General features: G+C 46.0%; 10 protein-coding genes. 2 read left to right on the plus strand and 8 right to left on the minus strand.

Annotated features, from left to right (window positions below):
* Positions 1–7: 7 nt before the first annotated feature.
* The 7 genes from RCO84_RS10000 to RCO84_RS10030 all read right to left on the minus strand — a co-directional run bounded on the left by RCO84_RS10000 (position 8) and on the right by RCO84_RS10030 (position 9,694).
* Positions 8–2,986: a SusC/RagA family TonB-linked outer membrane protein gene (locus RCO84_RS10000; RefSeq protein ID WP_317584966.1), complete on the minus strand. Its 2,979-nt coding sequence runs from the start codon at positions 2,984–2,986 to the stop codon at positions 8–10.
* 340 nt (positions 2,987–3,326) lie between these two features.
* Positions 3,327–4,202, minus strand: coding sequence for an Rpn family recombination-promoting nuclease/putative transposase (locus RCO84_RS10005; protein ID WP_317584967.1), 876 nt, complete (start codon positions 4,200–4,202; stop codon positions 3,327–3,329).
* Positions 4,203–4,336: 134 nt separating this feature from the next.
* A complete protein-coding gene (locus RCO84_RS10010) occupies positions 4,337–4,504 on the minus strand; it encodes a hypothetical protein (protein WP_317584968.1) in 168 nt (55 codons plus the stop codon).
* A gap of 24 nt (positions 4,505–4,528) precedes the next feature.
* Complete coding sequence (locus RCO84_RS10015) at positions 4,529–6,277, minus strand: BspA family leucine-rich repeat surface protein (protein WP_317584969.1); 1,749 nt, start codon at positions 6,275–6,277, stop codon at positions 4,529–4,531.
* 64 nt (positions 6,278–6,341) lie between these two features.
* Positions 6,342–6,602 carry a hypothetical protein gene (locus tag RCO84_RS10020; protein WP_317584970.1) on the minus strand — a complete coding sequence of 87 codons (261 nt, stop codon included), beginning with the start codon at positions 6,600–6,602 and terminating at the stop codon, positions 6,342–6,344.
* A gap of 117 nt (positions 6,603–6,719) precedes the next feature.
* Entirely contained in the window at positions 6,720–7,871 is a 1,152-nt protein-coding gene (locus tag RCO84_RS10025) for a helix-turn-helix domain-containing protein (RefSeq protein ID WP_317584972.1), read from the minus strand.
* 500 nt (positions 7,872–8,371) lie between these two features.
* The gene (locus RCO84_RS10030) at positions 8,372–9,694 is read right to left on the minus strand and encodes a RagB/SusD family nutrient uptake outer membrane protein (protein ID WP_317584973.1); all 1,323 of its coding nucleotides are present in this window, start codon (positions 9,692–9,694) and stop codon (positions 8,372–8,374) included.
* Between the two features lie 308 nt (positions 9,695–10,002).
* Here RCO84_RS10030 and RCO84_RS10035 point away from each other — a divergent pair, with 308 nt between their 5' ends.
* Both RCO84_RS10035 and pnuC read left to right on the plus strand, forming a co-directional pair.
* Complete coding sequence (locus RCO84_RS10035) at positions 10,003–12,363, plus strand: TonB-dependent receptor (protein WP_317584974.1); 2,361 nt, start codon at positions 10,003–10,005, stop codon at positions 12,361–12,363.
* Positions 12,364–12,375: 12 nt separating this feature from the next.
* On the plus strand, positions 12,376–12,969 hold the full coding sequence (pnuC, locus tag RCO84_RS10040; protein ID WP_144151870.1) for a nicotinamide riboside transporter PnuC: 594 nt from the start codon (positions 12,376–12,378) through the stop codon (positions 12,967–12,969).
* Between the two features lie 145 nt (positions 12,970–13,114).
* On the opposite strand, the gene dnaA is transcribed toward pnuC, so the two are convergent.
* Complete coding sequence (gene dnaA / locus RCO84_RS10045) at positions 13,115–14,530, minus strand: chromosomal replication initiator protein DnaA (RefSeq protein WP_153082260.1); 1,416 nt, start codon at positions 14,528–14,530, stop codon at positions 13,115–13,117.
* Positions 14,531–14,566 lie beyond the last annotated feature (36 nt).

The following is a 14,566-nucleotide window of genomic DNA, read 5'->3' on the forward strand; positions in this document are numbered from 1 at the left end:
TCGATGTTTAGAATTCTACTTTTACACCTAATACTACACTCTTATTGAGTGGATAGGTACCCCAGTCAATGCCCTGCACACTACCACTGTTGCCATACTGGTTAACCTCCGGATCCATACCGGAATAGTCGGTCAGGGTTAGCAGGTTGGTTGCTGATACGTATGGCTGCAGACGGGTCAGCCCGAAGCGGGAAATCAGTTTGCGAGGCACATCGTAAGAGAGAGAAATATCCTTTACACGGAGATAACTGCCATCTTCTACGAAGTAGGTTGAGTTGCGGATATCCCACTTAGCCTTTGGCACATCGGTAATCTGCCCAGGAACTCTCCAGCGAGCAAGCACCTTAGTACTCTGGTTCTTACCATCATACATTCCTTCGGTTTCCATACGTGAAACGTTGTAGATATCGTTGCCATAACTTCCCTGGATAAGAATACTGAGATTCAAACCCTTATAAGAGAAGGTATTGGTCAAACCGAAGGTGAAGTCTGGGTTCGGATCACCGATATAAGTACGGTCACTGGCTGATACCAGACCATCACCGGTCACGTCCTTATATTTCATATCACCGGTCTCGGGATCCACACCTTCTGCTACATATCCCCAGAAACTGCCCAATGGCTTACCTGGCGTATTGCGAACCACCTGTTCATTGACGAAATCGGTAGTCGTGGCTTCATAATATACCTGAGTCAGAGACAGGCTCTCCAACTTATTCTTGTTGAATGAGATGTTGAAATCTGTATTCCACTTCAAGGCGCCTATCAGATTCTGTGAAGAGATGGCAAACTCCCAGCCTTTATTAATCATCGAACCACCATTATAGGTCAGGTTTCTTGCTGCTGCACTACCTGCCGGCAAGGTGATGTTCATCAACATATCCTTGGTCTTCTTATAATAGTAATCGGCATAGAAGGTGAGGCGGTTGCCCAGTACGGTCAAGTCAAGACCAATGTTGGTCTGGGTTGTTGTTTCCCAAGTCAGTTCAGGATTGCTCAGGTTGCCCTGTGAGAAAGTAGGAGTAGCATTGGCATCATTTCCCTCGCCAAACCACTGCACACGATTGATTTTGTATCTTGCCAGATAGCTGTAATCGCCCAGACCGCTCTGGTTACCGGTCTGTCCCCAGCCTCCACGAATCTTCAAGTCGTCAATCCACTTGATATCTTTCATAAATTTCTCATTGCTTACGCGCCAGGCACCAGAGAATGATGGGAAGTAGCCCCAACGGTGATGAGGTGCCAACTTGGAAGAACCATCAGCACGCATGTTGGCAGTTGCCATATAGGTATCATTCCAGTTGTACTGCAAACGGGCGAATGTTGAGAGAATTGCCCAATCAGAAGCTGATGAACCGGTTCCTGTCCAGGAAATCTTGTTGGCTGCATTCAAGGTTGGGAACAGATCGTTGGCATAGTTGCTACCGTTGATATAGTTCTGGCTCCACTTGCTCTGTGTCCAGGAACTACCAGCCATCGCATCCAGACTGTGCTTTCCGAATGCCTTCTTATAGTTTAATACGTTGTCCCATACGATAACGCTACTGATGTTTCTGCCATCATAGCCTGTACCGAATTCCTGACGGCCGATGGTGGTAGATATCGGGTCAAGGAATTTGGTGGTTGTTCCTTGTGTACGGTCGAACGAGAGAGATGTGTTATAAGTCAGTTCTGGCATAAAGGTGACAGTAGCCTTTCCTGTTGCCAGCAATCGGTTGTAAGCCGACTTATTATTCTGAGTACGGGCGATATTCTCTGCTGGCGAGGTAATGTTCACGCCATAGAAGTTGTTGTAGAACTGGCTAGGATTCTCCGGGTTCCATACCGGTGCATAGGTTGGCGTATTGACGATAGCGGTTACTACGCCACCTCGGTTAGAACCGGCACCCGAAATGATACCTGTACCCTTGTTGGTATAATCAGAATAAGTTACACTGGCATTGAGTCGCAACCACTTACGTATATCGTTCTCTACAGATGCTCGGAAGTTGTAACGCTGATAGCTTGACTTCTTGATAACACCATTTTCGCCTGTATAGCCACCCGAGATAAAGTATCTCAGTTTGTCGGTACCATTGGTAATAGAAAGCTGGTAGTCCTGTACATTACCCGTACGGAACACCTCGTCTTTCCAGTCGGTCTGGTCTTTCAAGCCTTCAGGCAGTTTCACCAGACCAATCTCATCCATCAGTTCCTTATACTGAGCCGCATTAAGAGATTCCTGGTTGTCACGTACAGTATTAAATGCATAATGAGCATTCAGAGAAACCTTGGCTACGCCAGCCTTACCCTGCTTTGTACCGATAATGATGACACCATTGGCTGCACGTGATCCATAGATTGCAGCTGAAGAAGCATCCTTCAATACCTGGATATTATCAATATCATCAGCTGCCAGGAAGTCAATATTGGTCATTGGCACACCATCTACTACATAGAGCGGATCATTACTACCATTTAAAGAGGTGGTACCACGCACACGGATGGTTGGTGAAGCACCTGGCTGACCGTTGGCTTGCTTAATCTGCAAACCGGCTGCCTTTCCCTGCATACCTGCTGCGGCAGATACGATAGGACGGGTATCAAGGTCTTTGGCTGACACACTGGATACGGCAGTAGTCACATCCTTACGCTTGACAGAGCCATAACCGATAGCCACCACTTCGTTGAGCATATTAGACTCTTCTTCGAGCATAATCTGTACGCCGTTAGAAGCTTTCACTTCCTTATTCTTATAACCTATATAAGAAATTTTGAGTCTGGCACCTGGCTGTACTTCGATGGTGAAGTGACCATCCAGGTCAGTAGCAACACCATTTTTGGTACCATTCTCCAGAACCGAAGCTCCGATAACGGGTTCATTGGTATTGTCGATTACAGTACCCGTAATCTTCACCTTCTGTCCCCAAGCTGTCGCCGAGACCATTAGGACGAGTGCTGAGGCTGCTAGTCCTCGCAACATCGCATTACTTTTTGATTTTCTCATAATTTAAACTTTAGTTATTATCATTTATGTTTAAAGTTGTTGTCTGATAGTCGGGAACCCATCCATGATTGGTTTCCGATTGCAAAAGTATATAAAATGTCTGATATTTGTTGGTTGATTAAATAATTAAGTGGTAAAAATGACCACCTGTTTTTACAACTGCATTTGATTATCAGGACTTTACATTTTTCATAGTTTTAAAAATAAGTGGTAGATTTATAATAGTAAAAGGTACAATTATAGAAGAAATTTGTAATACACTATACGTAATATGGGAATAACAAAGCCCCCGGTGCTATACGCATCGGGGGTTTTCCGTATTTATCACCAGGCATTGTATCTACTGAATCTGCAGTATCTGGTCTTCCGTCAAACCAGTTATTTCCTGGATTGTCGCCTCATCCATACCTTTTGCTAGCATATTCTTAGCAATCTCAATACTTCTTTGGCTTTTGCCTACTTCTTCGCCTTTTGCCATGCCTTTTTCCATGCCTTCTTCCATTCCTTTCTGGTACCTGTCATCGAGGAGGGTTCTTTCAACACTTACCGAATCCCAGAATTTGTCATAGGCACGGAGCTCGGCATCTGTAAAGCCGGAAACTTCAAGATCTTCTACGGCTTTTCCAATCTCTGGATCATTGAGCAGGTCGGAAGGAATCTCCTTCGTGTTGGAATTGATTTCTGTCAGGAAACGGAGCCACAAGACCATCATGCGCTTGTCAGCGATGGAATGTGGAGTGAACTTAGGGAGTTCTATGAAGGTGAAATGCAAGCCCTCGATAACCTTATTGCTGTCCTTATCGTGCACGATGCGGTAGTTGTGGATGAAATCCGGAGTATCATGCGCAAAGATATCATTTATCAGGTTGAGAGAATACACGGGTTGCAGTTCGCTGTATCTTCCTCCCTTTTTAGCCTGACTCACATAGAGCTTGGATGCATTAAACAGTACTCGCTGCTGGAATGCGTCAGACCATTCCATCTGCATTTCCACGCAGAACTTCCTGCCTCTGACGTCGGTGCAGAGTACATCAACTATGGTGTTCTTGCCCCCTTCTAGCTGGGGCACAAGTTCCGTTGGCAGATACTCTATCTCGTGTATCTGCTCTTCTTCGCTGAGTGGCAGGAGTGCGTTCAGGAGACTGATCAGTCTTTTAGGATGATTGCCGAATATCTTCTTGAACGTGAGGTCTGCCTTAGGGTCTAAGTACTTCATAACCTTTCTGTTTTAAAATGATACCGCAAAGTTACGATTTTATTTTCATATCAGCAAGAGATTTCTGATAAAAATTAAGAAAAAGCCGCCAAGCATCAGATGTGCTGCCTGGGGGTACGATAGAGAATCTGGGGCTAGTCTGCCCAAATTCCCTTATTTGTTGAATTATCCCAGAAATCCTTCACATTTTCGTCGCTGTAATCCGCTTCTCCCGCCTTCCGGATAACAGAGCCGGCGAGGATGGCTGTGGTTTCCATTTCCATGACGCTAACAACTGGCTTGATATATCTTTTCTTTTTCATATCTGTTTTTATTACTATTTTTTATTACTTGATGATAACCTTCATGGTCTTGCCGCCACGCTTCACGATGTTCACACCCTTCTGCAAATTCTGTAGGCGACGGCCCTGGAGATCGTAGTATTCTGCCTTGCTATCTGCTGTAGTCTCCAACTGCTCGATGGCTGTGGTGCTGCCGCCGACGCTGATGCTGAACATTCTGGCACCTGCGGCAGGAGCAGAAGAATTATCTACCATGTAAGCACGGAAAGGCTTGCTGCCCACAGACTCTGTTTTTGTTTCACCCAACAGCTTGGCTGGGTTCATCAGCTTGTCGCCCTTCACGATGTAGCAGTTGTTATCAGTATCCTTGCTGAACTCCTTTTTGGTGTAGATACCCTGGAGTTTGTAGTTGGCGTCAGCAGTTTCAGCAGTCTGAACATCTTTTGCTATCGTCTTGTCGGCTTCAGAGATGCTGAGCTTTGTTGCTCCATCCTTCATCTTGATGATAACAGGAGTACCAGCAGCGATGCTTCCCTCAATCTCTTCGAGTTCTACGGTTTCTGTAACATCATCAGCTGAAAGGAGTTTGAAGGCACGGAAGTTCTTGTCGGCGAGAGATACCTCGAATGGCAGGCAGAGCGTTGCCCATGTAGTACCTTCCTTCATCTTGCGGCTATAAGATGCAGCCTTGGCTGCGAATGGCTCGTAAGCCACGAAATCCTTATCGTCGTCAAGTACGAGATTATCCGTAGCAAGAGGTTCTCCCGTTGCTCCTATCTTCTCATCGCCATTCTTGCCTACCAGCTTGGTGAAGTAGCCAGTCTTGTAGTTGGCAAAGATGTGGTCAGTCTTGTCTGAGTTATTCTTATTATCTATAAAACCTTTGAGGTTTGTGCAATTATCGAACATGTAAGAACCGTTAGTTACCTTGTCTATTACAAACTTGTCGTTGACGTAAATGGTTGTGAGAGTTGAGCAATAAGAGAACATAAAGCTCATATTTGTCACCTTCTTTGTATTGAAATTAGAGACATCGAGAGAGGTGAGTTTTGAACATTTATAGAACATCCTGTTCATATTAGTCACATTTTCTGAGTTGAAGTTTGTAACGTCAAGAGAGGTGAGAGCTTTGCAGCCAGCGAACATTTTCATCATATTCTTCACATTCACGGTATTGAAGTTAGTGACGTCGAGAGAGGGGAGTTTTGAACAGGATGAGAACATGCCTTCCATTGTCGTTACATTCCTCGTATCGAACTTAGTGACGTCGAGAGAGGTGAGAGATTTGCAGCTAGAAAACATGTAGCTCATATCCGTCACCTTTGCGGTATTGAAGTTGGTAACATCGAGAGAGGTGAGTTTTGAACAGTTATTGAACATGTAGCGCATATCTGTCACCTTCGCTGTATTCAGATATTCCAGGCCTGTAATTGTTTCCAGTTTTGTGAGACGCTCAAAGAAATAGTACAACGATGTAGGAGTGTATGAGCTAAAGCTCTTATCGAAAACAATGTGCACGATTGTGCCATTTCCTAATTTTGTATTGATAGCAGCCACCGTCTGTTTATCTTCCACCCAAGCACTATTTTCAGGAAGGGTTTCACCCACAAATTTCTTGAAAGTCAAAGTTTGGGTAGAGGATTCATACGTTGCTATATACTTAGAACTGGAAGCTGCCTTCTGCGCAACCATGCCGGCTGGCAGAAGCAACAACATGAGCAACATCAATGGGAACAGGGCGAATCTACGGATTATCGCCCCCCCCATTGTACATACGGCCGGCTTGCGACCCATTGGATTGATTTGTAAATCTTTTCATCATAAATGTTATGTTTTGTTATTATATTTTATCAAGAAATTACTGAATACTGATTGCCATCAGACTGACTGCCAGACACACGAACGTGATAAACACTACGCCGAGAATGAGGCAGATATAGAAACGCCCTCTCCTGATGAAATCACCCAAGCTGAAATGATACATCGGGTAATCATCAAGATAGGTCCTATATTCCCTCACCATGACATTAATCATGATGACAACATAAATGAGGAGAAACAAAGCTACTATCAGGATAGCCTGTTCTTCTTTGGCTAATAATTCTATGATACTTTTCATGGTGCAAATATAGTGTTTTTCTTTGAAACAAGGTGTCGCATTCCCCCACAATGGTGTCGCATTCCTACAAAAAAGGTGTCTCCTTCGTGGGGGAAGGAGACACCTAATACATACTTTTTAACAGTTTTTCTCTCTCCAAGCCGTAGGAGAGCAGCCTTCTTTCTCTTTGAACATACGGTAGAGATGGGTACGGGAAGAGAAGCCACACTCGGCAGAAATGATGTCATTACCGAAGTCGGGGTTATCCAACATCATCTTCTTGGCAGCCTCAAAACGCACCTCGGCAAGCCAGAGGCGGAAGGTGGTATTGAGACAGGATGAGAGGTAGCGCGACAACTCGTATCTGTTGATATCCAACGAACGTGACAGGGTAATCATATTCAGCGACGTATCCCTATAACCCTTGGCAGCACACCATTCATCCAACTTCTCACGGATGATCTTCTGCCGTCTTTCTGAACGCTGCGATTGTAAAGTTTCTTTCTTATCATCAAGTTCTTCATCCTGCAGTTCAGAATCGGCAGCGTCTCCCCAGATTTTCATTACTGCATTCTCTTCTTCCTCCTTATCCAAGAGTTCTTCGGTAGGCACGTAATTATAGCCCAAAGCCATGAAACTGAGCGTGAAGAAAAAGACAGCAAGCAGTCCCAGAGGTCCGATTACATATAGAGATTTGGTGGAAAGAACTGCAAAAGGCAGAGATACTGCAGTAAAGAAAACGAAGAACACACTGGCTCGCGCATATCTCACGTAAGGCAGGATATCGTAACCAGTCATCACCTCAAGCATCCTCCTGCGCTTTCTGATTTCCACTATTATCATATAGATGCAATAGGCTATGTTGATGCCGAACAGGACTATCATCACATAAATCCAGCTGCCGATATGGAAGTTTCCGCTCTGGATAAAGCCGATGCAGAAGGCTGCCAATATGGCGGCATAAATGCTGGCGCAGACGATGCTCATCTTCCGGCGGTTGGCATGCGTTGCCTCGATATTGTAAATGCCAATAGAGATGAGCGAGAAGCAAGGGGGATAGACCAGAATGTTGAAAACGGCTCCCACAGCAGCGTCTTGAGCCCGGAAGCCCAGAAGCATCTGCATGAGAAATTGTATGGCCAATCCTACCATGGCTCCGATAATCAGCCATCGTGAAACTTCATATCGCCGGTTCATCCACTTCATGTGCAGACGGGTAATACCCAGGATGAGGATATTGACGAGCATAAATAGGAAACAGGCGAACTGCAATAAATATAATGTATCCATTTCGTTCTTATTTTTGTATTTGGCATCTGCCAAGATTACTGTTTAATCGTCTTAATATGCATGCAAAAGTACAATTTTTATTTTGAAATGAGGGTAAAAATAAGGGAAAAAGTGATATTTTAAAAGAAAAAAATGTTTTATTTATCGGGGACAGCTGACGAGTGAAACTAGAACAGCAGACTGGCGAAACTAGAACAGCAGACTAGCGATAGGCAGAACAGTGGGCTGTCTGAGCCAAACAGCGAATGAAAACCGGTTTGCCAGGTTTTTAAATAACCGAAATATCACACCGGTTCCGGCTGATATCAGAAAAGAAGAAGAAAAATTGATTTTACTCTTCACTCTTCACCCAATCGCTGGGAATGCCTTTATATAAAGGGGATTCGAGAGGTGAAGAGTGGGTGAAGAGAGGTGAAGAGTTACAAAAAACTCTTCACCCTCCGCAACACCTTTATATAAAGGGGATTCGAGCTATCGGGTGAAGAGTGAAGAGTTTTGGGCTATTCCATTGCCTCATATCCTTTATTCTGAACCAACTTGCCATTGAAGGCAAGGCTTCGCTGAGGTATCGGGAAGACGATGGAACAGAACGTAAGAGCGGACTGAACAGAACGGCGAAGATGCGAGGACTTGAGGAACTTGCCGAAACGGATAAGGTCCTGACGGTGACAGGTCTCGCCCACCAGCACAACCTGACGGTCTTCCAGAATATTGGCAAGCGAAGACTTGCGCGCAGGCAAACCGGCATGCGCACGAACCATATTATACTCTGCCCTGCCATCCCCATCGTTGCGCTCCATCGCCTCAGCCTTCATCAGCAACACATCAGCATAACGGAAACGGAACAGAGGTTTGGCTGGCCGGGAATGCAGAACAGAATCAGCCTCATCCATCACCAGCGCATCCTTCGGCATCTGATAACGCGCAGAACTGTTGAAGATTTCATCCTCCTCTAAACTGCAGCCCTCATCAGCCAATCTGTTGCAATAGAAGATGCAGGTTTCCCAAGCATTCAATATCCTGCTGCGGTTCTCACTAGCCTTGCCGCCCGTAATGAGCGAGGCGCCATCGGCAGTACGCACCATAAATTCCAGGTCCCTACCCTTCGGACGCTTCCTGTAACCCTGCGCCCAATCGTTGTACATATAGATTTCAGCATTCAGCGCCAGCTTAGCCAGCAGGAAGTTAACCACAGGCTGCGTGATGCGCCCATAATGAGAGCCTTCCTCCAAACTTGACGTCTGAGGAAGATAAGGCAACACCTGCTGCAATTCGCTGAAGATGAAATGGAAGATTTCGCTCCGTTCGCTCTGAGCCGACAGCTTTTCATCGGTAACCGAAGAGCCCGAAGCCGGTTCATAGATGAGTGATTCTGCCGAAGACAGGAGTACCGGAATCCTGCCATACAAATCCATCGCCTCATAATACATCATGGCTCTGATGGCACGCACCTCAGCCTTGAACTGCGCCTTCTGGTTATCGGTAAGGCGTACAGACTGGAAATCAATCATATCCAGCGACTTGTTGCACATGCCGATAGCCCGATAAAGATATTGCCAGGAAGAATAAAGCTGCTCATCATCAGGAGAAAGAGAAAGCAGACTGTCAAGACGCTGAATATTGCGGATGCCTTCCCCATCTATCGCTCCACCCATAAAATCATATAAAGGAGCTATGGTCGTATCGAATATTTCAGACGCAGAACCATTGCTGCCACCCCCATCGAACTGATCCTTAGGATGCTCATTCAAGCACGATGAGAATGCCAACAGGGTCAGGAAAGAGATGACCCACGTGAACAAATGTGAAATATATCGTCTCATAACCATATCACATGAAGTTTAGGTTTCAAACTGTCAAGACTGCAAATAACAGCAATCCGACTGCAAATATAAGAAAAAAGAATGATAAAAGGACACAAATATAGTAAAAATCTACGTAAATTTTGCGGGATTAAAATTTATTTGTACCTTTGCACCCGGTTAGCAGAGAGCTAACTAAGGGGTGCTACCGCCGGAAAAGAGAAAAAAGCGGATGCTGAGAATATACCCATCGACCTGAACCAGATAATGCTGGCGTAGGAAAATAAGGCACATTCCCCCCTTATATAGATGTTTTTTAAATTAAATAAATGAAAAGATTCAACGGGATCGCACTCAGTGTAGCGTTTTGCTCTTTGGCAAGCCAGGCTGCACTGGCACAGACAAAAATCGACACCTTGAAGGTGCAGAATTTGAATGAAGTGATTGTAAAAGGCGTACGTGCCGCAAAGGAAGCTCCATACGCCGTGGCTAACATCAGGAAATCAGAACTCAAACAATTCTCTTGCTCAGGTCAGGAATTGCCATTTCTCCTTTCTCGTACACCGGGCATTCTCGCCTGGAGTGAGAATGGTATCGGCACCGGTACTACCTATATGCGCATTCGTGGCGCTGCCGGAAGTCGCATCAATGTAACACTCGACGGAGTGGCTCTCAACTCACCGGAAGACCAGACCGTTTTCTGGGCTAACATGAACAGTTATTCTTCGCTCCTGGGCAGCATCCAGGTACAGCGCGGCGTAGGTTCTTCTACCAATGGCGACGGTGCTTTCGGTGGAAGCATCTCTATGGCTACAGCTGCTCCTTCGCTCACCCCTACTGCAGAAGTTACCGGCTCTTTCGGTTCCTACAATACCTATCATACAGGCGCCAGCTTCTCTACAGGTCTGCTCGGCAAGCATCTGATTTTTGACGGTGCTTATCACGAGACAGCTACCGACGGTTATGTAGACGGCACAGCAGGCCGCTCAGGTTCTTACTATGGCGGCCTGACCTGGCTGGGCGATAACTTCAAGATAAGCTACAAGAACATCGGCAACTTCGAGAAGACCGGTCAGGCTTGGAACGGTGTGCTGGGTGGAGATTACAACTCTAACTTCAGCCTCCTTCAGGATGGCATCCGCACTTATAAAGATATGTATAAGGCTGGTCTGGATAAGTTTAACGTGCTGACAGGCGATATGGTTCGCAACGACAAGGGCGATTATACCATCACTCCTTATATCCTGCGCGACGGAAGCAAATGGGACAAGACTACTGATAACTTCTATCAGAACCACAACATCCTTTCGGCTACCTGGACACCAAGCAGCCACTGGAGCCACAGCCTCTCACTGCATTACACCTATGGCTACGGCTACTACAAGGAGTTTAAGAACAACGCCAAGTTTGCCAAGTTCGGACTCGTCTACAAGGATGCAGAGGGCAACAAGATTAAGAAGTCTGACTTCATCCGCAAGAAGGGACTCACCCAGCATACCTACGGCATGGTATACAATACCAACTACAAGGATGAGCACTGGGATGTTATCGGCGGATTGAACCTGCAGCAGTTCCGCGGCAACCACTGGGGATACCTTACTTATATCGCCAACCAGGATGCCGAGAAGAAATTCTTCGGCAACAACGGAAAGTATAAGTACTATGATTCTGATGCCCATAAGTATGACTACAGCGCCTTCGTCAAGGCAAGCTATCGCTTTGCAGACTACTGGAATGCCTTCGCTGACCTGCAGTATCGCCGTGTAGAATACAAGACCGACGGTATCAACGATAAGTTTATCACCCAGGCAGATGGCAGCTACAAGAACCAGGAGCTGAACATCAACGAGAAGTACAACTTCTTCAACCCTAAGGCAGGTATCAGCTTCAACAAGGATGGCCACAAGGCATACGCATCTGTAGCCTACAGCAACCGCGAGCCAGAGCGCAATAACTTTACCGACAACTTCAACTATCCATTCCCTAAAGAGGAGAAGCTGCTCGATGTAGAGTTCGGCTATCAGTATCAGGGCGACAACTGGCATGCAGGCGCCAACTTCTACTATATGGATTATGACAACCAGCTGGCTCAGACCGGACAGTTGAGTGACATCGGCGAGGCGCTGACCACCAACATCAAGGATTCTTACCGTATGGGCGTAGAGCTGACAGCCGGCTGGGCACCATTGTCATGGTTGTCTGTAGAAGGAAATGCCGCTTTGAGCAAGAACAAGATCAAGGACTTTGATGAGTATGTAAGCAACTGGGATGATGAAACGAAGCCAGGCGTAGTACATTACGACAACTCAACCCTGTCTTATTCTCCATCAGCTATCCTGAACGGATTCATCGACATCCACTATGCCGGTTTCTCAGCTACCTGGCACACCAACTTTGTAAGTCGCCAGTATATTACCAACACAGAAGACCGCGACTTCTCGCTGCCATGCTATTCACAGAGCGACCTGAGCCTGAACTACAGTGCTAAGGTAACTAAGGCACTCGGCATCAAGGAGGTAAACTTCGGTGTGGACATCAACAATATCTTCAACCGCCACTATGCAGCCAGCGCATTCACCTGGGGCAATGCTATCGGTTACGGATATACATTGGACAACCGATTCAAGCAGATAGCCTACATCCCGATGGCAGATACCACCTGGATGACGCATCTTACATTGAAGTTCTAATCAGAAATCATCATGATGGATTATATTGCATCACATGGTTTAGACATCTTTACCACGGTACTCGGACTGGTTTATATCCTGTTGGAGTACCGTGCCAGTATCTGGCTCTGGCTGGTAGGCATCATCATGCCTGCCCTGGACGTATGGCTCTATTGGAGTCATGGTCTTTACGGCGATGCGGGTATGGCGGTCTACTATACGATAGCCGGTATATATGGTTATGCCGTATGGAAATATGGCAAGAAGCACAACCAGAAGGAGAAAGAAGAACTTCCGATTACCTATATGAAGAAGTCGCTCTATCTCCCTACTCTTCTGTTCTTCCTGGCAGCCTGGGGCATCACCTATTATATACTGATAACTTTCACCAACTCTACGGTTCCTCTGCAAGACAGTTTCACCAATGCCCTGAGCTTTGTGGGTCTCTGGGCGCTGGCACGCAAATATATCGAGCAGTGGTTCTTCTGGATTATCGTAGATGCCGTTTGCTTCTATCTCTATATCATCAAAGGCATCCCATTCAAGGCAGGACTTTACGGTCTCTACGTCATCATCGCCGTAGCCGGATACTTTAAATGGAAGAAGATGATAAAAAAGGATTGCTAGTTAATAGTTCAGATATTATAGACGTAAAAAGGAAGCCAAGGCAAAAACAAACTTGCCAGGCTTCCTTTATTTCATTTATATAAACAAGAACCACTATACCAAGGTTCCGCGCTTAAACTTATCCTATCAGCGAAAAGCACATCCTTTATGCCCTTTTCACCTTTAATCCGTTTTCGATACTAACCAGTTCATCGCTGAATCCAGCATCAATCTTCAGTCTTTCTTCCACTTTTGTACAACTGTGGATAACTGTGCTATGATCACGATTACCAACGAGTTTGCCGATTCTCGAAGCAGGCATTTTGGTATATTTCTGTGCCAGATACATCGTTACCTGTCTTGCCACGACATAATCACGCTTACGGCTCTTGCTGTTCACGGCAGTAACCGTTACATTATAATGATGGCAAACCGTTTCAACGATGTCATCGATGGTGAGCGGCTTATCATCGACCTTCACCGCACGCTTGATGACGCGCTCGGCAAGCCGGATATCAATACTGCTGTTATAAACGATGCTGTAAGCCAGAAGACCATTGATGGCTCCCTGCAAATCGCGCACACTTCCGTTACAGGTCTGGGCGATGAAAGAGATGACATCTACCGGAATCTTCAAACCGTCACGACGGATCTTATTGCTCAGGATATCCACACACAACTGGATATTCGGCTTCTCCAACTCGCAGACCAGACCGCAAGAGAAACGGGTGAGCAGACGGTCTGGCATATCCTTCAACTCTACCGGAGGGCGGTCGCACGCCAGGATAATACGCTTTCCGTTGCGGAAGAGGTGGTTGAAGATATGGAAGAAGGTGTTCAGCGTCTTCGCCTTACCAGCCCACTCCTGGATATCATCCACAATCAGCATATCGATAGACTGATAGAAGTTGATGAAATCATTGCTCGCATTATGGAGCACGGCATCAGTATACTGGGTCTGGAAAAGACGGGCACTCACATAGAGCACACGCTTCTGAGGATACATCTGCTTCGCTTTCAGGCCGATGGCATTCACCAGATGCGTCTTACCGCTACCCGAAGGTCCGTAAATGAACATTGGGTTAAACTGGGTGGTGTTTGGATGCTCGGCAATAGACAATCCTACGGAACGAGGCAGTTTATTGCTGTCACCCTCCATATAATTGTTGAAAGTAAGCTTCGGGTCTAACTGTGTATCAATGTCTTCCTGCTGCTGGGGAGCGGCAGGCTGGGCAGCCGTCTGCTGGGCACGCTCACGAGTTTGCTTTGCCATATCAGCATCGTCTGGATCTGCCTCTATATCTTGAGAAAGCTTATGCTCCTTATCGGTTACAACACGATAAGTGAGACGGATTCCTTCACCAAAATTACGATGCAGCACCTTACTTAACAAGTCAACAAAGTTCTGTTCCAAGTACTCGTATACGAACGGACTCGGAACCTGCACCAACAAAGTCTTTGTCGACGGCTTGTACGATTCAAAGACGATTGGCTTGAACCATGTGTTATATTGCTGCTCTGTTACACTGTCCTTTATGAGCAAAAGACTGTTGTCCCAGAGGGCTTTTGGACTTGCTAACATTGATTACTTATATTATTAATACTTTAATTCACAAAT

This window comes from Segatella copri (assembly GCF_949820605.1).
Lineage (GTDB): Bacteria > Bacteroidota > Bacteroidia > Bacteroidales > Bacteroidaceae > Prevotella.